This window comes from Mesorhizobium sp. M0166, from assembly GCF_040322255.1.
Classification (GTDB): domain Bacteria; phylum Pseudomonadota; class Alphaproteobacteria; order Rhizobiales; family Rhizobiaceae; genus Mesorhizobium.
Window position 1 is genome coordinate 13,751 of the sequence record NZ_JAMYTD010000007.1, and the last position, 18,662, is coordinate 32,412.

Here is an 18,662-nt window from a genome sequence, read left to right on the forward strand (position 1 = left end):
TCCGATACTTGCTGAGAACCGACAGGCGGCGGCCTAGATTCTCCACTTACGACGAAATTCCGTGGGGCCCGCGCCGAAAGCCCGCTTAAAGGCGGTCGTGAAATGGCTCGAGCTGCCGAAACCACATTCCATCGCGATTTCCGTCGCCGACAGATTGGTCGATCGCAGCATGTCCGCGGACTGCTCCAACCGCCGCTGCGCAATGAATGCGTGCGGCGTCATGCCTGTCGACTGCTTGAAGGCCCTCCAGAAATGGAACCGGCTAACCCCAATCTCTTTTGCCAGATCGGCGAGCGTAGGTCTGCCGTCCGACAACGCCTCGATCATTCCCACCGCGCGCTTGAGATCGAACGATGACAAACCGCCTTTTGCCGGTTCCTGATGGAAGCCGTTCAACCTGAACATTTGCCCGAGCAATTGGGTGGCCTGGCATTCCACCATCGTTGCGCTGATGGGGTCAGGCTGCTTGAGCTCCATGGCAATCCTCTGCAACGCCAACTCTACAGTGCCGTCCCGAAATCCGATCGAAGGCGGCAGCACTGCCGCACGATGGCGAGCCATTCCCGCAAACACATCGTCGGCGAACCCTTTTTCAATTGAGACCAGGAGGTAGGAAGCGGTCGCGTCTCCCTCGTCCCACCCATTCCAATCACTGCCCGCGGGCATGAAGATGATCGAACCGGCCCGGCGCGGCAAAAAGGCAATCCGGCGCCCATCCACAATGTCTTCTCCGCGGGACGCTGTGCCCTTGAGGTTCATCAAGAACACATGGTTTGGCTGCAGGATTCTTGTCTCCTGGCGCTCAAGCCCGGTTCTTTTGACCACGTCCGCCCGCACGCTCCCCCAATTCTCATACTTGTGGGCAAGCGATTGGTGCCGTGAACGGCGATTCTCGGTCGGGTCGAGGGCAAGAGTATTCACGTATTCACAGCCTCCTTACTGGCGAGTGGCCAGTCGTCGCATGATGTGGCGAACCAGGGGTTGCTGAACAACACGCAAATAACTCTGGATTGGTAGAAGATGTGACTTTAGCGAAAAAATGGCAAACGAGTGAAAGCCGCCTGTATCCGGCAGGCCTACGAGTTGGCTCAGCCAATACTTGAGCCCGGTGAAATATTAGACCCCACTTATCTTAGTGGAATTTCCCCCATCGACGTATCGGCATCTCACCAATGAAACGGTGCTGGAGGCATACTGCGATGCGTGGACTCGACGACTTTCTGGCTGAGTGCGACCATGGCCCACGGATCAACGGACTGGCTGGCTTTTTCGCCGCGACCGCCGCGGGCAAGAGCGGGATGCCAATCCGCAAGCCCGTCGCCGACGCCCGCCTGCTGCCGAGCGATGAACTGCTGCGCGACCTGGTCAGCCTGCATGCGGCACGACAAGGGTTTTTCGACCAGCACTATAACGGCAGCATTCCTTACAGATTGGAGGAAGAGTGCCGCATGACCCACGCAGTGCTGAAATACGCACGGCACCGTGGCGCTCCGCTTTCACTATACAGCCTTGGAACAGCGGAAGGCACGATGGCGAGAACTCTGTCCGAACTCTCCGAGGGACAGATACGCTCACTGTCGTGCAGCCCGAACGCGGAGAATTACAAATGCTTCATGGCTTATGGCGAACCGCCGCACGCAGACTTTTTCGTCGGCCCCTTTCATCATTTGACGGAGCATGTCCTGCGTTCAGATCCGCGACTGGCAAATTTCGCTCACGGGTTCGATATCATTCTCGAAGATACGACCTTCCAGATGTACTCGCCCAACAGGATGGGACAGATCGAATTCGTGACCCAGCACCTCAAGCAGGACGGGATCTTCGTCTTCGTCGAGAAGTTCCGGGCGACCGAGGAGCCGGACTACAGGCGTCGCGAATATCAAAAGGATTTCGGCTTCAAAGCGCGCTATTTTCCCCCAGACGAAATCGAGAAGAAGCAAACCCTCGTTCTGGATACGATGTTCGGCAATGAGGTGACTTTGGCAGAGATGGCTGACGCAATACGCGCGCATTTCAGCTACTGCGCCCTGACGTGGAACAGCGGAAACTTCTGTAGCCTCGCGGCGAGCAATAGCGAGGAAAACCTGAACCGGTACCTTTCCCAGATGGCCACTCCAGCCATTCCGCACGAGTACGTCTACGAAACCAGCTTGTATCCGACCCTGCCGGTTAGCGTCGCCGCCGCGCAGGAATAGGCTCCTGTGCCTTGAGACAGGTCAACAACACGTTGCGCCGTTTGGACCATGTCTTCGCAGCTGTCGACCATGGTAGCCTCAGGCAGGCCGCAAGAGTTCTCAGAGTCAGGGAATCCTGTGTCAGCCGCAACATCGTTGCTCTCGAACAATTGCTGGACATGCAGTTGTTTGATCGCGACGTCCATGGTGTTCGGCTGACCGAAGCAGGCCGGGCCTGGACTGACCTCGTCCGGGCCCATTATGAAGGCTTGCAAGATGCCATGGCCGGAGGTGGTCCTGGCGACCAGGATGCCAAAACAGTCAAGATAGGGTTGTGCGGCCAGATGGGCCGGGCGTTCGTGGCGCGCCTTGTCGATCGATTTCGCAGCTTACATCCGGACGTGAGCATCGCCATCGAGGACGTTCCCCATGAACAGTGTCTGGCGGCAATACGTCGCCGGCGCCTTGACATCGTCTTCACGCACGGGCTCGAGAACGGCGCCTTATGCCGCAGCGAGCTATTTGGGCACGAGCGCTTGTTCGTTCTCCTGCCCGGTGGCCATCCTCTCGCTGAAAGGCCGGCAGTCAGATGGAGGGATCTTGCAGATACTTGTCTGCTGGTTTCGGGCGGATCGCCGCAGGATCCGGTTTTGCTGGAAAAGATTGCCGCAGATGGTGGCCCCGCTATTCAAATATGTTGCGCGAGCGAAGCGACGGTCATCCTCAAGGTCCAACTCGGTCACGGCGTTACTTTGGCGGGCGACGGTTTTGCCAGGACAGTCGCCGTCGACGCTACAGTGTGGAAACCCATCGACGGTCAGAACAGCATCAGTTCGATTAAGGCGGTTTGGCTGGAATCGAACCCGAAGCGTGCGCTTCTGCGGCTGGTTGGGACCGCAAGAAACATGGTGACTGCAACGCGACCTGAGGCTACCCACGTTAAGCGCGAAACTCCCATGACTCGGAGGCGCGACTAACGCGGTTCGACTTCAGTCGTCCGGCCCTTAGCCACCTTCCGAACGCTTTGCCCTGGCAAAGCCCCGATCCGTCGCAATGAACCTCTCCAACATCGCAACGATGAGGCGCGGCGCATCGGCGGGCCGTTGCCCCGCGTCGCGGCCAAGTATCTCGGCATAAGCGGCTAGGTCGCGATGCAGTGACGCGGGGAGTTCCACCATGACCTTGACGGGTTTGTCGTCGGCAATTGGCCCCAGTTTCAGCTTGGCCATTTCAGCCTCCGTAAGGTTCAAGCACGAGATCGCGCGTGACGATGACGCGCACCGGGTATCCCGGTCGGATGGTGAGTGTCGGCGCTATGTTGAGCTGTCGCTGGACGATCTGCTGGCCTGTCTGGCTGATGCTGTCGGAAGCACCCTGGCGCAGAGCGCGCATGATGTCGCTCTCTTCGCCCGATGAGCCTGCTTGCGCCCCGATGCTCAGAACCGTGGAAAGCGCGGCAGCCTTGAACAGCTCGCCCCAATGATAATCGACGCCATCCTCGAGGCCGGCATAGCCCTCGGGATCCGCGCCGGGCTCGCGTTCCAGAACGATGGAGCGGCCGTCAGGAAAAATCAGCCTGGTCCAGACCAGCAACACGCGACGCTGGCCGAAGCCGACACCATTGTCATACTGGCCGATGAGGCGCGTGCCCTGCGGAATGAGAAGGATGTGTCCGGTGGGGCTGTCATAGACATTCTCCGTTACCTGCGCGGTAATCTGACCCGGCAGGTCGGAGCGAATGCCCGTGATGAGAGCGGCCGCGATGACGGCGCCCGCCTGCAGGACGTTCTTCGACGCCGGCGCCGCGACGCGGTCAGGCGAGACGGTGCGCTTGTCCGGCGGCTGATCGAGGAACGCGCGCTGGCGGTCCTGCGCCGAGGGCGTCGCCGGCTGCGGCGTGAGGCCAAGGCTGGCGAGGTCGGTCTGTGATGACGGGGTGCCTGTCGTGCCTGGTCCAGGCTGCGCGACAGCCGCGTCACTAGCGGGCCGTGTTTGCGTGGACGCGAACAGACGCGCGGTCCTCGCCGCTTCCAGCTCCTGCTCCCGGCGCTGCTCCTGCGGGTCCGGTCCTGCGGGGCCGGTCGATGGCGCGGCGCCGCCATTTTGCGCGTTCAAGATCGGGCGGCCGAGATCGCCGGGAAGCGGTGGGCCAAGCTTCGGAACGCCGGCATAGTCCTTTGGCAGGCCGGCGAGCCCATCGGGCGTCGAACGATTGTCCGTTGAATACAGCTCCTGACCCTGGCCTTGTTGACGGTTCTGCAGCGCGTAAATCAGGGCACCGCCGACACCGAGGCTAGCGGCGAGCCCCAATCCGGCCAGCGCCTTGCGGGACAGACGCGTCACGCGCGGCGGCTCGGCGCGCAGCCGCATGGCCGCGGCCGGCTCGCCTGTCAACGGCCGGGCGTCATCGTCGACCGGTGCCTCCGGCCGGGCGTCATTCGCCGGCCCCAGGCCTTCTTCCTTCCCGGGATCCATTTTGTCGCTCATGATGACGACCCTCCCCTGTCTGTTCGGAGGTACGTCGCTGGCGGGGTCTCACCAGGGCCACGCATCCATGAAAATCGACTGCTCCGCACCCCATCGGTGCGGGAGATGCGGATGCGCTGCTGGTTCTTGCCGGCGCCGAAGCGCAACTCGGCGGCGGCAAACAGCCGATCGACGATGATGTAGTTGCCGCGCACGCGATAGTTCACCAACTCTGACGTGTCGCCTTCCGGCCCGACCACGAAGAGTGGCGGCATCTCGCCCTGGCCGATGCCTCGCGGGAACTCGATGAACACCTGCTTGCCATCGTCGAATGCGCGCAACGGCCGCCATGGTGCGCGATCGCCTGTCACCTGGTAGCGGAAATTGACGCGAGAAAGATCGATGCCTGTCGAGACCGGCTGTGCAGCCTCAGCCTGCTGGTTCTGCCTGCGCAAGGCGATGAGTTGGTCCTGCGGGTATTGCCAGGAAACGGATGCCATGTATGTCGACGGCGTCGAGCGCAGTTCCATGTGATAGGTACGCCGATCGGTATTGATGACGAGATTGGTGAGAAGGTCGGCGCGCGTCGGCTTGACGAGGATGTGGACTTGCTTGGCCCCGCCCGCTCCGCTCTCGGTATCGCCGATGATCCAGCGCACGGTGTCGCCGGCGGCGACTGGACCGGAGCCGACGAGTTGCTCGCCGGACTGGAGCGCGATGTCGGTGATCTGCCCCGGCGATGCATAGACCTGATAAAGCGCGCCATCGACGAACGGATAGACCTGCATCGAGTTGATGAAGCCGTTGCGCACAGGCTGGACGCGCGCTGCGGCGTTAGCCAGGTTCACGCGCGCGGCCGGATCGGTTGGTTCCGGCTCGGGCTTTGCGGCCTTGCCGACCGGCTTCAACTGGCCGGGAAGCGGCAGCGGCTTTGACAGCTCTACCACCTTGACGGGCGGGGGCGGATCGAAGGCCTGCACGGCCGGGACCGGATCGTCATAGGAAATCTCCGGCGGCTTCTGCCTGGAGGCACAGCCCGCAAGCGCTGAGGTCAAAAGCAAAAGTGCTGGAAAGGCTGTCCTACGGAACGCCGGCATTGCGCGAATGACGAAAGCCGGACGCCCCCTGGGGGCGGCTTTGCAGAGTGCGGGCATCATTGTCCAAGCTCCTTCGACCAGTTGATGGCGTTGATGTAGATGCCAAGCGGGTTCTTTCTCAGCGCGTCGGCGTCGCGCGGTTGCTGCACGACAATGGTGAGAATGGCGGACCAGCGCTCCGTGGAAGCGAGTGAACCATCCTGATAGCGGCGTTCGACCCAGGCGATGCGGAAGCTCACCGGCGATGCGCGGATGACCGACGACACGTCGATGGCGACCTGCTGTTTGCCGACCTTGGTGAACGGGTCATTGGCGCGCGCATAGTCGTTGAGAGCCAGCGCCCCGCCCTGCGTCGTGAAGTCGTAGGCGCGCAGCCAGTTCTGGCGCACGATGATCGGATCGTCAGGGATCGACCTCACCTGTTCGATGAAGTGCGCCAGGTAGAAGGCAATCTGCGGATCGTTCGGCTGATAGTCGCCGACCGCCGGTCCCACAGCCTGCGCCTGGCCGAGACGATCGACCTGCACCACCCAGGGCACGATCGAGCCGTTGGCGGATTGCCAGACGAGTGCGGTGGAGAAGCCCGCGGCAAGCGCCAGGCAACCGAAAGCCATGGTGCGCCAATTGCGCGCCTGCACGCGAGCCGAACCGATGCGCTCGTCCCAGACCTGGGCAGCGCGTTGATAGGGCGTCTCGGGTTGTGGGGACTTGCCGTAATGCGTGGACGGTCGTTTGAACATGCTCAGTCGCTTTCAGAGAGGTTGATCGAGGAGCCGCCGCCATGGCTGTCGCCACTGCGAACGGCGTGAGCGGTGGCCTGAACGCCATGGGTCATGCGTTGCGAGCGCTTCATACGCTTCGCCCAGGCGGGCTGACTTTCGGTTGCGGGAGACGCCAGGGGAGCGGAGCCGGCTTCGGCGGCGTTGGCGCCGACTGTGCCAGCAGTGGATGATCCGCCCGTCGCCTCGAAGGCAGCGCGAGCGCCGGACTGGTAGCTCTGCTTCATGCTGCCCGCCGCATTGTTAGCCGCGCGCTTCAGCGGTGAGATGGCACCCTGGGCGCCGGCGCTGATCACACCGCCGAGCCCGGATGCAACCCCGGGAAAGCCTGACTGTCCCGCCGCGCCGAGGCCGTAGGCTGTGGATGCCCTGCCCGCGGTGGCGGCACCGCCACGGGCCGCCGCCGCAGCACCGCCGCTGACAGCCGCACCTCCGGACACGACTGCGCCGCCGGCCGCTGCGCCCACTGCTCCCATGCCGCCGGCGGCGAGCCCGGTGCCGACCGCCGCCCCCGCGCCGAGCTGCGGGCCGCCGGAGACGAGGCCGTTGGCAATGCCAGGTCCAAATATGCCAAGGCCGAGCAGCGACAGTGCGGCCAGCACGATCGCCATGGCGTCGTCGATCGACGGCGTGGTCCCGCCGAATCCGGAAGTGAACTCGGAGAAGAGGGTCGAGCCGATGCCGATGATGACGGCGAGCACCAGCACCTTGATGCCGGACGAGATGACGTTGCCGAGCACCCGCTCGGCCATGAACGCGGATTTGCCGAACAGACCGAAGGGAATCAGCACGAAACCGGCGAGCGTCGTCAGCTTGAACTCGATCAGCGTGACGAAAAGCTGGATTGCCAAGATGAAGAAGGCGAGCAGCACCAGCGCCCAGGCGAAGAACATGCAGGCGATCTGGATGAAGTTCTCGAAGAAGGACCAATAGCCCATCAGTTCCGAGATCGAGTCCAGCAACGGCCGGCCGGCATCGAGCCCGGTCTGCGCCACCTTGCCCGGGCGCATGAGATCGTTGACGGTAAAACCCGTACCCGAAGCCTTTAGGCCAAGCCCGGCGAAGCTTTCAAAGACGATGCGGGCGAGATTGTTCCAGTTGGATATGAGATAGGCGAAGACGCCGACGAACAGAGTCTTCTTGACGAGGCGCGCCATGATGTCGTCGTCCGCACCCCAGGACCAGAAGAGCGCAGCCAACGTCACGTCGATGACGATCAGGGTCGTGGCGATGAAGCCGACCTCGCCGCCGAGCAGGCCGAAGCCGCTGTCGATGTAGCGCGTGAAGACTTCGAGGAAATGGTCGATGACGCCCATGCCGCCCATGTCAGCGAGCCTCCGGCCGGGGCGGCTCGACCTGCATCGCGGGAGCGGTCACATCCATCCGCGTCCCTTCTTTCCGGTCGGCTGACGCCGGCACATTCGGAAACAGCGTTGTCGGCGCTACCGGAGCAGGCGCGGTTGCCGAGTCACGTTGACCGAGAAACCGGCGCCGGCTCTCTGCCCACGCTTTCAGACAGCCGGGATCGCGAGGACCGGCCTCGCCAATCCCGGAACAGCGGCGCAATTCGGTCGCAAGTGCGTCTTGTGACGCCAGGGGACGGTCTCGCGTCGCAGGAACGTCAGGCTCATCGTGCTTACTGCTCATCTCGATTGCAGTGACCGTTAAAGCGACCGCGATGAAGACGACTGCGCCGACGCGAGCGAGGATCTTGCCCTCCATCGCGCCGGCCTCAGTTCTTGCCATAGAACATCTGCGCACTGCCGGGCTGGTAGCCCGAGCCCTGCGTCAGAAAGCGCCGGCGCTGCTCTCGGCCCTGATCGGCGGCGGTGGCCTGTTCGGCCGATTGCAACGCCTGCGCCCGACCGTTCGCGGCGACGACAGCGGTGAGATCGGCGAGCTGCTGCGCCTGAAGTGCGAGGAGCTGGTTGCCAGCTTGTGTTGCCTGAAGCGCGCCTGTCGCACCCTGGCTCTGGCCGACCAGCGCCGACATCTGCGTTCGGTTGGTGTCGATGTTGCCCACAACGCCCGCTTGCACCCGCATGGCATCCTGAAGGCCACCAACCGTGTTGCCCCAGCGCGAGCGCGCGTCGGCGACGAGTTGCTGATCCGAAGCCGACAGCGAGACGTTGCCGTATTTCTGCTGGAAGGCCTGATCGATCTGCTGGATGTCGTAGGCAACGTTCTGCGCCTGCCCGAGCAACTGCTGCGTGCGCTGCACGGACTGTTGGAGCTGTTGCAGCGAGGAGAACGGCAGACTGGCGAGATTACGGGCCTGGTTGATGAGCATCTGCGCTTCGTTCTGAAGCGAGGTGATCTGGTTGGTGATCTGCTCGAGCGAGCGCGCCGCCGTCAGGACGTTTTGCGAATAGTTCGACGGATCGAAAACGATGAAGGCGTGTGCCGGCGTCGCCAGGATGGGCGAGAGCGCGACGGGCGCGACAAGCAGGGCAGCAGCGAGCCGCATGCCAACGGAACGGAGCAGTTTCATGGGGATTTCTCCTTGCTGGTTAGGACGGGAACGAGTTCAGCGGCCCAGCCGACACCACGGTAGGTGAGCCAGGCTGCGAGGAAACCGTCGCGGCCGTGCTCGGCCACGATGCTGGAGATCGCGGCCTGGTCGGTCTTCGCGGACGCGGCGCAAAGCGCGAGTGCCACATCCGACAGACCGAGCTCGAACAGCCGGTTGCCGCGACGGGACTGGCAGTAATAGTCGCGCTTCGGCATCGCCCGCGCGATGATCTCGATCTGCCGATCGTTGAGGCCGAAGCGGCGATAGATCGCGGTAATCTGAGGCTCGATGGCGCGCTCGTTGGGCAGGAGAAGCCGGGTCTGGCAGCTTTCGATGATCGCGGGCGCGATCGCCGAGCCATCGATGTCGCTGAGCGACTGCGTGGCGAAGATGACGCTGGCGTTCTTCTTGCGCAGCGTCTTCAGCCATTCGCGGAGCTGGCCGGCAAAACCCTCATCGTCAAGCGCAAGCCAGCCTTCGTCGATGATGAGAAGGGTTGGCGAGCCATCGAGCCGGTCCTCGATGCGATGGAAGAGATAGGACAGGACCGCGGGCGCGGCACCCGTTCCGATCAGCCCTTCGGTTTCGAATGCCTGGACCGACGCCGATCCGAGATGCTCGCGCTCGGCATCGAGCAACCGGCCATAGGGACCCCCGACGCAATACGGGCGCAATGCCTGCTTGAGATCATTTGATTGCAGCAGCACGACCAGACCAGTGATCGTGCGCTCCTCGACAGGCGCGGACGCCAGAGAGCTCAACGCCGTCCAGATATGCTCCTTGACCTCGGGCGTGATCGCCACATTCTCGCGCGTCAGGATCGCCACGATCCAGTCGGCGGCCCAGGCGCGCTCGGGGACATCATGAACACGCGCGAACGGTTGAAGGCTGACGCTGTCGAAGGCCCCATCGCTGAGATCGCCGCCGAGATCGTGCCAGTCGCCGCCCATGGCGAGTGCCGCCGCGCGGATCGAGCCGCCGAAATCGAAGGCGAAAACCTGTGACCCTGGATAGCGGCGGAACTGGAGCGCCATCAGTGCCAGCAGCACGGACTTGCCGGCTCCGGTCGGGCCGACGATCAGCGTATGGCCGACGTCACCGACGTGAAGCGAAAGCCGGAACGGGGTCGAGCCTTCGGTCTTGCCGAAGAGCAGAGGGGGCGCTGCAAAATGCTCGTCCCGTTCCGGCCCCGCCCACACCGCGGAAAGCGGAATGATGTGGGCGAGATTGAGGGTGGAGATGGGAGGTTGACGGACGTTGGCGTAAACGTGACCCGGCAGGCTGCCGAGCCAGGCGTCGACGGCGTTGATGGTTTCGATAATCGCCGTGAAATCGCGACCCTGGATGACCTTTTCGACCAGGCGCAGTTTTTCGTCGGCGGTGCCGGGATCATCATCCCACACCGTCACCGTCGCGGTAACATAAGCCATGCCCGCATAGTCGGCGCCGAGCTCCTGAAGCGCCATGTCGGCATCGGCGGCCTTGTTTGCAGCGTCGGTGTCGACGAGAACGGACGCCTCGTTGGTCATCACCTCCTTGAGGATCGCGGCGACCGATTTGCGCTTGGCGAACCATTGACGCCGGATCCTTGTCAGCAGCCTGGTGGCATCGGTCTTGTCGAGCAGGATCGCGCGTGTCGACCAGCGATACGGGAAGGCCAGGCGGTTCAATTCGTCGAGCAGACCCGGCGTGGTCGCGGTCGGGAATCCCGTGACCGTGAGAATGCGCAGATGCGACGCGCCAAGCCGCGGCTCGAGCCCGCCGGTCAGCGGCTGGTCGGCCAGCATGGCGTCGAGATACATCGGCGTTTCGGGAACGCGGACACGGTGGCGATTGGTCGAGACGCAGCCATGCAGATAGGTCAGCGTCTCGGCGTCATCGAGCCAGCGGCACTCCGGCATGAAGGCTTCGACAAGGCGCAGGACGCGGTCGCTGCGATCGGCGAACCCGGTCAGCGCCGCGTTGGGGTCGAGGCCCTTCTTCTCGCGGCCTTCGTAGAGCCAGCTTTCCGCGCGCGCGGTGTCTTCGGCGGGCGCAAGATAGGTGAGCGTCAGGAAGTAGCTGGACTCGAAATGCGCGCCGGCCTCCTCGAAGCCCGCCTTGCGTTCCGCATCGACCAGCGTCGAGGCCGCATCCGGAAAGCGGCTGTCGGGATAGCGGGTCGAGGCATGGCGCTGCGCCTCCACGAAGATCGCCCAGCCGGAGCCGAGACGGCGGAAGGCATTGTTGAGCCGGCCGGCGACGGCGACCAGTTCGGCCGGCACGGCGCTGTCGAGATCGGGTCCGCGAAAGCGCGCGGTGCGCTGGAAGCTGCCGTCCTTGTTTAAGATGATGCCGGCGCCGACCAATGCCACCCAGGGCAGGAAGTCGGCGAGCCGGCTGCTACGATTGCGATATTCGGCAAGGTTCATCATCGGCGCGACCTCGCTCAGACCGTGAGATGCGCCGGGATGCGCAGGTGCCGGCGAACGACGTCGACGAAAAGCGGATCGCGCTTGGCGGCCCAGACGGCGGCAACATGGCCGATCGCCCAGATGGCGAGGCCGACGAGCCAGAGACGCAGTCCCAGCCCCACGGCGCCGGCGAGCGTCCCGTTCATGATGGCAATGGCGCGCGGGGCGCCGCCGAGCAGGATCGGCTCGGTCAGCGCCCGGTGCACGAGGACCGCATAACCCGGCACTGCGTAGTCCGGCATTGACCCGCTCTGTTCGACCGAACCCGCCATCAGACCAGCGCTCCGCCGCCGAACGAGAAGAACGACAGGAAGAAGCTCGACGCCGCGAAAGCGATGGACAGGCCGAACACGATCTGGATGAGCCGGCGGAAGCCACCCGACGTGTCGCCGAAGGCGAGTGTCAGGCCGGTGACGATGATGATGATTACCGCCATGATCTTGGCGACCGGGCCTTCGATCGACTGGAGGATCTGTTGCAGCGGCTGTTCCCACGGCATCGACGAGCCGGAGGCATGGGCGGGCGCGGCCATGACCAGGACGAGCGTGGGAACGGAAACGGTCATGGCGAGACGATGGCGCGAGAGGCGCAGGCGTTGGATCACGGATTTTCTCCTTCAGGGCTTTGGATGAGCAAGGTCGGGCTGTCGTCGCCCTCGAGGACGGCTGACGCGACCTGGTAATCACCGTCCGGGCGCAGGCCATCGACACGGGCGAGTTCGGACAGACGGCGCGCGGAGCCGCGGCCGGAAAGGACGGCAACCAGGTCGATCGTCTCGGCGATCAGAGCGCGTGGAACCGTGACGACGGCTTCCTGGATGAGCTGTTCCATGCGGCGGAGCGCGCCAATGGCGCTGCCGGCGTGGATCGTGCCAAGGCCGCCGGGGTGGCCGGTGCCCCAGGCCTTGAGCAGCTCGAGCGCCTCGGCCCCGCGCACCTCGCCGACCGGAATGCGGTCGGGGCGCAGGCGCAGCGATGAGCGAACAAGATCGGAGAGCGACGCGACCCCGTCTTTCGTGCGCATCGACACGAGATTGCGCGCGGCGCATTGCAGCTCGCGCGTATCCTCGATAATGACGACGCGATCGGCAGTCTTGGCCACCTCAGCGAGCAGCGCGTTGATCAGCGTGGTCTTGCCCGTGGATGTGCCGCCTGCAACGAGGATGTTCGCGCGGTTGGCAACGCCCTGGCGCAGCGCGTCCGCCTGGCGCGCCGACATGATCCCGGTCGCGACATAATCTTCGAGGGTGAAGATGGCGACGGCGGGCTTGCGGATCGCGAAGGCGGGCGCCGCGACGACGGGAGGAAGAAGCCCCTCGAACCGCTCCCCCGTCTCGGGCAGCTCGGCCGAGACACGTGGGGCGCCGGCATGGACTTCGGCGCCCACATGATGAGCGACGAGGCGAACGATGCGTTCGCCGTCCGCTGCCGACAAACGCTCTCCTGTGTCGGACAACCCCTCGGACAGGCGATCGATCCACAAGCGCCCATCGGGGTTGAGCATCACTTCGACGACGCCCGCGTCGTCGAGATAGCGCGCGATCGCAGGTCCGAGCGCTGTGCGCAACATACGTGCGCCGCGCGCCAGACCTTCTGAATTGTGATGGGAAGCTGCCATCCTGTCCCCGTTTCGATCCGGGGGACATGGGCGACCCCTGGACGGGGATGATTAAGAGAGCCACATCTCGAGTGGTTTCAACACCTATGTCGAAGCGTAGTGGCGTAGCGTGCAAATACAGGAGATCGGCGGTGCCGACCGGCAATCACAGGCTGACGATCTTCAGGCAAGGGCGGCGCTCGCCGTCAATTGTGCGCTCGTCGGCAAAGCGGTCTGGTCAAGCGGCCTCACGAGTTGACCGTCGAGGCTTGTGGCGAACCACCACGTCGACCTTGTAGTCGAGCCGGTCCAGACAGCGAACCAGCCTGTCTATTGAAAACTTACCCGTGCGCCCGGTGGCGATCGCGGAGACGTCGGGCTGCTTCATTCCGAGCAGTTCAGCCGACTTCGCCTGGGTCAGGCGCCGGCGCTTGATAATGGCGCGGATCTCGCGGGCCAGCTTAGCCTTGAGCAATTCCTCTTCGGGATTGTCAAAGCCCAGGTCCGCAAACACGTTGCCGCTGCTCACTTCGGCGGTGATGTCTTCTGTCATGACTTTGTTCCTTTCCCGTAGTTTTCGCGATAGTGCGCCTCGGCCGCCTTCAATCGTACTGTGACGAGATCGATTTCGTGCTTGGGTGTCTCCCTGCCCTTCTTCGACTTCTTCTGGAAGCAATGAAGCACGTAGATCACCCCGGCAAAGCGCACAGCATAGACGGCCCGATAGGTATCTCCGTCGAAGTCGTCGATCACCTCGAGGATGCTGCGGCCCCCAAACCCTTTCAGGGCTTTGACAGCCGGGTGCTCCTCACCATTCTGGGCGTCGTTGATTGCGATACCCATCAACCGGCGAACATCGACCGGAAACTCGCGCAGGTCGGCCTTCGACGACCCCATCCATACAGCGGGCTTTTGGTTCTTCATTCTCCCTTGCCTTATAGCATACAGACTATAATTTTTCAACGAAAAATCCTGACACCGCCTAGCCACTGAAAATACTGGTTCGGCTCAGACGGCTGTTTTTTCCAGGTGATCATAGAAGCTCATAAAGGCGTGGTCCCTCATGCAATCACGGATCTTAAATTGCGGATTTCGCGCCCAACATGGTTCCCGTATCAGCGACCCCGCCCTGCGGCTCTCTAGCTCTCGTCTGCCAAACTCGACAGGTTGGCAAAGCATGTTCTATGACAACATATCATTCCAACGCTTTGATATGCTTTGACATATCGATGCTTGCAAAATCTCAGTCCGCCCGTCCATTTAGCCCACGGGCCTGCCGGGCTGGTTTGTGTCCAGGCCGCCATCGATATCCTCGGAGATTTCCTGTCGGAGCTTTGGACCTTTCGCCAGGCGCCGGCCGAGCGCGGTGACGCAGGCATCATAGCGCTCGCCAGCCTTGGCGTGGGCTGCCTGCGCCGCAGGCTCGGGCAACGCTGGTGTTGTCGCCAGCCAGAAGCGGACGAAAACAGCGAGCGTCTCCACGGCAATCGCGACATCGCGCTCCTGGCGCGTCATACGCCGATCCAGCTGGTCAAGCCGCTTGGTGATCGCCGCCTCCTGCCGCTCGGCGGTATCGGGTGACAGGAACGACTCGATTGCCGCCTCCGCGACGAGCGACCGTGAAAAGTCTCGGCGGGCCGCATGTTCGGCCAGCCTGCTCATGACCTTCGGATCGACATAGACGGACAGGCGTTGTTTGCGGGGTGGCTTTACCATGGAGCCTCACATATCCACGCCGTCGCCGGGGTCGAGCGACGCCTGCCGCGCAATGCCCTGCATGAGGCGCGTCAGTCGACGGTTGCGGGCAACCTCGTCCTCCACGTCGTCCAGGTGATCGATCTCGAATTCGTTCTCGGTCGAAGGCTTCACGACCTGCTCGACGCGACTGAGCTCAGGTTGCCGACGACGCTCGGAATCAGTCGTGTCGTCATCCGTGGCCGACGGCGCCGACATGGCTTCAGCAATCTGGGGACGGGAAGGCAGAGGCAGTCTGGTCCAGTCGTCGGGCCTTCCCTGCTCTGCCCCCGCCGTCAGCACCGGCGGCGGCAAGATACGCTCCCGGAAGCGAGCATCCTCATGATAGCGCGCCTTTTTGGCGCGGATCGGCGGCGCACCCGAGACCATGACAATCTCGTCGGTTGACGGCAGTTGCATCACTTCACCCGGTGTGAGCAGAGGGCGAGCCGTCTCCGAGCGGGAGACCATGAGATGGCCGAGCCACGGCGAAAGCCTGTGGCCGGCATAGTTCCTCATGGCCCTCATCTCGGTCGCTGTTCCCAGCGCGTCGGACACGCGCTTGGCGGTGCGTTCATCATTCGTGGCAAAGCTTACCCGGACATGGCAGTTGTCGAGGATCGAGTTGTTCGCACCGTAAGCCCTCTCGATCTGATTGAGGGATTGAGCGATCAGGAAGCTTTTCAGCCCGTAGCCGGCCATGAAGGCGAGCGCCGACTCGAAGAAGTCGAGACGGCCAAGCGCCGGGAACTCGTCGAGCATCAGGAGCAGCCGGTGCCCTTGCGCCCTCACCTGCAGATCTTCGGTCAGGCGGCGACCGATCTGATTGAGGATCAGGCGAATGAGCGGCTTGGTCCGGTTGATGTCGGACGGCGGCACGACGAGGTAGAGCGTCGTCGGATGCTTGTCGTCGACAAGGTCTGTGATGCGCCATTCGCAGCGGCGCGTGACCTCTGCCACGACGGGATCGCGATAGAGGCCAAGGAAAGACATGGCGGTGGACAGGACGCCGGAGCGCTCGTTGTCGGATTTGTTCAAGAGTTCTCGCGCGGCGCTGGCGATGACCGGGTGCGGACCAGCTTCACCCAGATGCGCCGTTTTCATCATTGCGGACAACGTCGATTCGATCGGACGCTTTGGATCGGAGAGGAAGCCGGCGACGCCGGCAAGCGTCTTGTCCGGCTCGGCGTAGAGGACATGCAAGATCGCGCCGACCAGCAGGGCATGGCTGGTTTTCTCCCAATGGTTTCGCCTCTCGAGTGAGCCTTCGGGATCGACCAGAATGTCGGCGATGTTCTGGACGTCGCGGACTTCCCATTCGCCGCGGCGCACCTCGAGTAGTGGGTTGTAGGATGAGGATTTTGGATTGGTTGGATCGAACAGCAGGACCCGGCCATACTTGGCGCGGAAGCCTGCGGTGAGTTGCCAGTTTTCGCCTTTGATGTCATGGACGACTGCGGAGTTCGGCCAGGTCAGCAGTGACGGGACGACAAGGCCGACGCCCTTGCCCGAACGTGTTGGCGCGAAGCACAGCACGTGCTCTGGTCCGTCGTGGCGCAGATAGGCGCCGTCATATCGCCCAAGCACCACTCCATCTGACCCAAGAAGCCCAGTTGCCTTGATTTCCTGCTTGTTGGCCCAGCGGGCCGAACCGTAGGTCTCGACCTTCTTGGCCTCGCGTGCCCGCCATACCGACATGCCTATGGCGACGGCGACGCAGGCGAAACCGCCGGAAGCCGCGATAAAGGCTCCCTCCACGAAGATCGACGGCGCGTAGGCATCGAAGCCATACCACCACCAGAAGAAGGACGGCGGAAGGTAAAAGGGAAAACCCAGGACATGGAACCATGGCCTGCCGAGCTCGGGCTGGAACGCCAGGCGCCAGGCCACCCATTGCGTCGCGCCCCAGGTTGTGATCAGCACGATCATCGAGACCGCGAGGATCTGGCCCCAGAGTATTTTGGTGGCGGACATAGAAGCGGTCCTTTCTTCAACATGGTTAGAGGCCGAGGCCTCGCTTGCGGCCAAAACTCCAGTCGATGCCGTCGTCATTGCGAGCGACGCCAGAGACGTGGCGGCCAAGATGTTTTTCCAGGGACGGCGTCCAGGGCACGAGTTGGAAACCGAGGCCGTCATCGATCATGGCGAAGCGGCCCGACGCGAGCATGAAGCGCTGCCGGTAGGAACCGGTGACATATTCGCCGCCGCGGGCGCGGTTGAAAGGCTGGCCGGTTTCGGCCGAGAGCTTTTCGCCGAGCGCCTCCAGTTCGCGGCGACGCAGCGTGTCGATCAGGCTGCGGGCGAAGGTTGTGCGTCGGCCATGCCGCTCGCCGAGGCCCTGTTGGACGAGGTGGTCGGTACGGCGCTCCATTGCCTGCCGTACCTCCGCGCCGAAACCGGATTCCGATAGCGCAATCGGTTCGCGGGCAATATTCTGACGGTCAAGCCAAGTCGCGCCGGCGGCGGTAACCTGCCGCTCAATATCGAGATCGGAACGGACGGCGAGTACTGCGCGCGGATGTCCCTGCGCGTCATGGAACTTGCGCAGTTCGACGATCGAACCCGGAGCGCTGTCGCCGGCGGCGTCGAGGTCGGACAGCTTGATGTGATGTGTGCGGCCGTCGGTGCCATCGACCACGGCATACGCGCTGCCCTTCAGTTCATCATCGAGGCCGCGGTCGACCAGCCGACCGACGATCGACGTGTCGAGGCGCTCCGCCGCCAGCACATAATTCGCCGTGCCGCGCTCGATGCCCTGTTCTGTCAAGGCGCGGTGCATCCGCTTGATGATGTCGCCGCGCTCGCCAAGCTCGCGCAGCGTCGCCTCGGCCTTGTCGTCGATCATCCATTGGCCCGGGCCGACCTGTTCGGCAAGACCAAGGGTTTCGAGCTTGCGCGCTCGCCCGACCTTCAGCACGTGATACTCATCGGGCTGAGCGTTCGCCGGGGACGCAAGATCGACAACGCCTGTGTCGCGGCCATCGCGAACAAGCTGCCGGTCCAGCCGGGTCCAGCGTTCGGCTTCGACCTCGCGCTGCAGATTGCGGCGGATGTCGAGATCGGTGCGCGGGCCGAGTTCCTGGGTAACAAGATCGGCCGCACGGGCGCGCATCCCCTCCTTGATGTAATCGCGGGAGATCACAAGATCCTGCCCGTCATCAGTGTGGCCGCGCAAAATGATATGAAGGTGCGGATTGTCGGTGTTCCAGTGATCGACGCCCGCCCAATCGAGCTTCGTGCCGAGGTCCTTTTCCATCTGCCCCATTAGATCGCGGGCGAAGGATTTGAGGTCCGCCATGTCGACGGCATCTTCGGGCGAGACGATGAAGCGGAAGTGGTGCCGATCATCGCCACACCGCGCGGCGAAAGCACCGCCATCCACCTCCTCGCCTTCCGGCCCGAACAGCCTTGCCTTCTCCCCGTCACGGGTGACGCCCTCGCGGCGCAGATAGGTGAGATGGGCCGCAAGCGGCGCTGCGCGCGAGTGATGGCGCACCAGCCGTGTCTTGATGATCACAATGCGCGAGCGGCCGGTGAGGAGACGATTGGCGCGCACACTCGCCGAGCGGCCACGCCCAAAGGTCGAGCGATTGCCCGGACTGATCCGGCCCGAGCGAGAGATGCGGGCGCCGGCCTTCTGGGCGGCGGCAAGCGCCTGCGCGATAAAGGGCCTGGCGCGCTGGGTGCCTGACGAGCGGATGCGGCCGGGGCGGATTCGAAGATCGTCCTCGCCAGTCATCTAAAGAGATCCGCACATCGTGCCAAGGCACGGAAATCACGCGCAAATCGTTGTTCTAGCGCGGTGCGCCAGATACTCGCACCTCGCGGAAATGCGGCATAACCACTTGAAA

The 18,662-nt window shown here is 63.3% G+C and carries 19 protein-coding genes; 2 read left to right on the plus strand and 17 right to left on the minus strand.

Annotated features, from left to right (window positions below):
• Positions 1-33 precede the first annotated feature (33 nt).
• Positions 34-921 (minus strand): helix-turn-helix transcriptional regulator, encoded by an 888-nt coding sequence (locus NKJ46_RS10925; protein WP_352664786.1) that lies wholly within the window; start codon positions 919-921, stop codon positions 34-36.
• A 278-nt stretch (positions 922-1,199) separates the two neighbouring features.
• Here NKJ46_RS10925 and NKJ46_RS10930 point away from each other — a divergent pair, with 278 nt between their 5' ends.
• Positions 1,200-2,195 carry a class I SAM-dependent methyltransferase gene (locus NKJ46_RS10930; protein WP_352664788.1) on the plus strand — a complete coding sequence of 332 codons (996 nt, stop codon included), beginning with the start codon at positions 1,200-1,202 and terminating at the stop codon, positions 2,193-2,195.
• Between the two features lie 11 nt (positions 2,196-2,206).
• The gene (locus NKJ46_RS10935) at positions 2,207-3,151 is read left to right on the plus strand and encodes a LysR family transcriptional regulator (RefSeq protein WP_352664790.1); all 945 of its coding nucleotides are present in this window, start codon (positions 2,207-2,209) and stop codon (positions 3,149-3,151) included.
• A gap of 27 nt (positions 3,152-3,178) precedes the next feature.
• On the opposite strand, the gene NKJ46_RS10940 is transcribed toward NKJ46_RS10935, so the two are convergent.
• The 16 genes from NKJ46_RS10940 to NKJ46_RS11015 form a co-directional block, all read right to left on the minus strand.
• A complete protein-coding gene (locus tag NKJ46_RS10940; RefSeq protein ID WP_352664792.1) occupies positions 3,179-3,403 on the minus strand; it encodes a DUF2274 domain-containing protein in 225 nt (74 codons plus the stop codon).
• A gap of 1 nt (position 3,404) precedes the next feature.
• The gene (locus NKJ46_RS10945; RefSeq protein WP_352664794.1) at positions 3,405-4,661 is read right to left on the minus strand and encodes a TraB/TrbI/VirB10 family type IV secretion system protein; all 1,257 of its coding nucleotides are present in this window, start codon (positions 4,659-4,661) and stop codon (positions 3,405-3,407) included.
• The gene (gene trbG / locus NKJ46_RS10950) at positions 4,658-5,797 is read right to left on the minus strand and encodes a P-type conjugative transfer protein TrbG (protein ID WP_352664796.1); all 1,140 of its coding nucleotides are present in this window, start codon (positions 5,795-5,797) and stop codon (positions 4,658-4,660) included. Before trbG ends, NKJ46_RS10945 begins: the two co-directional genes overlap by 4 nt.
• Positions 5,794-6,477, minus strand: a complete 684-nt coding sequence (trbF, locus tag NKJ46_RS10955; protein WP_352664798.1) for a conjugal transfer protein TrbF — start codon at positions 6,475-6,477, stop codon at positions 5,794-5,796. The genes trbG and trbF overlap by 4 nt, the downstream gene beginning before the upstream one ends.
• A gap of 2 nt (positions 6,478-6,479) precedes the next feature.
• Complete coding sequence (trbL, locus tag NKJ46_RS10960; RefSeq protein ID WP_352664800.1) at positions 6,480-7,841, minus strand: P-type conjugative transfer protein TrbL; 1,362 nt, start codon at positions 7,839-7,841, stop codon at positions 6,480-6,482.
• Between the two features lies 1 nt (position 7,842).
• Positions 7,843-8,262, minus strand: coding sequence for a putative entry exclusion protein TrbK-alt (gene trbK-alt, locus NKJ46_RS10965; protein WP_352664802.1), 420 nt, complete (start codon positions 8,260-8,262; stop codon positions 7,843-7,845).
• A complete protein-coding gene (gene trbJ, locus NKJ46_RS10970) occupies positions 8,249-9,007 on the minus strand; it encodes a P-type conjugative transfer protein TrbJ (RefSeq protein WP_352664804.1) in 759 nt (252 codons plus the stop codon). The genes trbK-alt and trbJ overlap by 14 nt, the downstream gene beginning before the upstream one ends.
• Positions 9,004-11,442, minus strand: a complete 2,439-nt coding sequence (gene trbE, locus NKJ46_RS10975) for a conjugal transfer protein TrbE (protein ID WP_352664806.1) — start codon at positions 11,440-11,442, stop codon at positions 9,004-9,006. The genes trbJ and trbE overlap by 4 nt, the downstream gene beginning before the upstream one ends.
• Before the next feature lie 14 nt (positions 11,443-11,456).
• Positions 11,457-11,723, minus strand: coding sequence for a VirB3 family type IV secretion system protein (locus tag NKJ46_RS10980; protein ID WP_269906768.1), 267 nt, complete (start codon positions 11,721-11,723; stop codon positions 11,457-11,459).
• Between the two features lie 29 nt (positions 11,724-11,752).
• A complete protein-coding gene (locus tag NKJ46_RS10985) occupies positions 11,753-12,046 on the minus strand; it encodes a TrbC/VirB2 family type IV secretion system protein (RefSeq protein WP_352665095.1) in 294 nt (97 codons plus the stop codon).
• Positions 12,047-12,081: 35 nt separating this feature from the next.
• Entirely contained in the window at positions 12,082-13,098 is a 1,017-nt protein-coding gene (gene trbB / locus NKJ46_RS10990) for a P-type conjugative transfer ATPase TrbB (RefSeq protein WP_352664810.1), read from the minus strand.
• Positions 13,099-13,315: 217 nt separating this feature from the next.
• Positions 13,316-13,630 (minus strand): helix-turn-helix domain-containing protein, encoded by a 315-nt coding sequence (locus tag NKJ46_RS10995; protein ID WP_352664812.1) that lies wholly within the window; start codon positions 13,628-13,630, stop codon positions 13,316-13,318.
• On the minus strand, positions 13,627-13,974 hold the full coding sequence (locus tag NKJ46_RS11000) for a type II toxin-antitoxin system RelE/ParE family toxin (protein ID WP_502903391.1): 348 nt from the start codon (positions 13,972-13,974) through the stop codon (positions 13,627-13,629). The genes NKJ46_RS10995 and NKJ46_RS11000 overlap by 4 nt, the downstream gene beginning before the upstream one ends.
• Before the next feature lie 363 nt (positions 13,975-14,337).
• The gene (locus NKJ46_RS11005) at positions 14,338-14,793 is read right to left on the minus strand and encodes a CopG family transcriptional regulator (RefSeq protein WP_352664816.1); all 456 of its coding nucleotides are present in this window, start codon (positions 14,791-14,793) and stop codon (positions 14,338-14,340) included.
• A 6-nt stretch (positions 14,794-14,799) separates the two neighbouring features.
• Positions 14,800-16,785, minus strand: a complete 1,986-nt coding sequence (locus NKJ46_RS11010; protein ID WP_352664818.1) for a conjugal transfer protein TraG — start codon at positions 16,783-16,785, stop codon at positions 14,800-14,802.
• A gap of 25 nt (positions 16,786-16,810) precedes the next feature.
• Positions 16,811-18,550, minus strand: coding sequence for a relaxase/mobilization nuclease domain-containing protein (locus NKJ46_RS11015; protein ID WP_352664820.1), 1,740 nt, complete (start codon positions 18,548-18,550; stop codon positions 16,811-16,813).
• Positions 18,551-18,662: the final 112 nt, after the last annotated feature.

What these genes read in the sequence shown, in the direction of transcription:
- NKJ46_RS11005 (WP_352664816.1), bottom strand. Translation starts at nt 14,793, where the DNA reads ATGGTAAAGCCACCCCGCAAACAACGCCTGTCCGTCTATGTCGATCCG.
- NKJ46_RS10930 (WP_352664788.1), top strand. Translation starts at nt 1,200, where the DNA reads ATGCGTGGACTCGACGACTTTCTGGCTGAGTGCGACCATGGCCCACGG.
- trbK-alt (WP_352664802.1), bottom strand. Translation starts at nt 8,262, where the DNA reads ATGGCAAGAACTGAGGCCGGCGCGATGGAGGGCAAGATCCTCGCTCGC.
- trbF (WP_352664798.1), bottom strand. Translation starts at nt 6,477, where the DNA reads ATGTTCAAACGACCGTCCACGCATTACGGCAAGTCCCCACAACCCGAG.
- NKJ46_RS11015 (WP_352664820.1), bottom strand. Translation starts at nt 18,550, where the DNA reads ATGACTGGCGAGGACGATCTTCGAATCCGCCCCGGCCGCATCCGCTCG.
- trbE (WP_352664806.1), bottom strand. Translation starts at nt 11,442, where the DNA reads ATGATGAACCTTGCCGAATATCGCAATCGTAGCAGCCGGCTCGCCGAC.
- NKJ46_RS10940 (WP_352664792.1), bottom strand. Translation starts at nt 3,403, where the DNA reads ATGGCCAAGCTGAAACTGGGGCCAATTGCCGACGACAAACCCGTCAAG.
- trbJ (WP_352664804.1), bottom strand. Translation starts at nt 9,007, where the DNA reads ATGAAACTGCTCCGTTCCGTTGGCATGCGGCTCGCTGCTGCCCTGCTT.
- NKJ46_RS10995 (WP_352664812.1), bottom strand. Translation starts at nt 13,630, where the DNA reads ATGACAGAAGACATCACCGCCGAAGTGAGCAGCGGCAACGTGTTTGCG.
- NKJ46_RS11010 (WP_352664818.1), bottom strand. Translation starts at nt 16,785, where the DNA reads ATGTCCGCCACCAAAATACTCTGGGGCCAGATCCTCGCGGTCTCGATG.
- trbG (WP_352664796.1), bottom strand. Translation starts at nt 5,797, where the DNA reads ATGATGCCCGCACTCTGCAAAGCCGCCCCCAGGGGGCGTCCGGCTTTC.
- trbB (WP_352664810.1), bottom strand. Translation starts at nt 13,098, where the DNA reads ATGGCAGCTTCCCATCACAATTCAGAAGGTCTGGCGCGCGGCGCACGT.
- trbL (WP_352664800.1), bottom strand. Translation starts at nt 7,841, where the DNA reads ATGGGCGGCATGGGCGTCATCGACCATTTCCTCGAAGTCTTCACGCGC.
- NKJ46_RS11000 (WP_502903391.1), bottom strand. Translation starts at nt 13,974, where the DNA reads ATGGGGTCGTCGAAGGCCGACCTGCGCGAGTTTCCGGTCGATGTTCGC.
- NKJ46_RS10945 (WP_352664794.1), bottom strand. Translation starts at nt 4,661, where the DNA reads ATGAGCGACAAAATGGATCCCGGGAAGGAAGAAGGCCTGGGGCCGGCG.
- NKJ46_RS10980 (WP_269906768.1), bottom strand. Translation starts at nt 11,723, where the DNA reads ATGCCGGACTACGCAGTGCCGGGTTATGCGGTCCTCGTGCACCGGGCG.
- NKJ46_RS10985 (WP_352665095.1), bottom strand. Translation starts at nt 12,046, where the DNA reads ATGACCGTTTCCGTTCCCACGCTCGTCCTGGTCATGGCCGCGCCCGCC.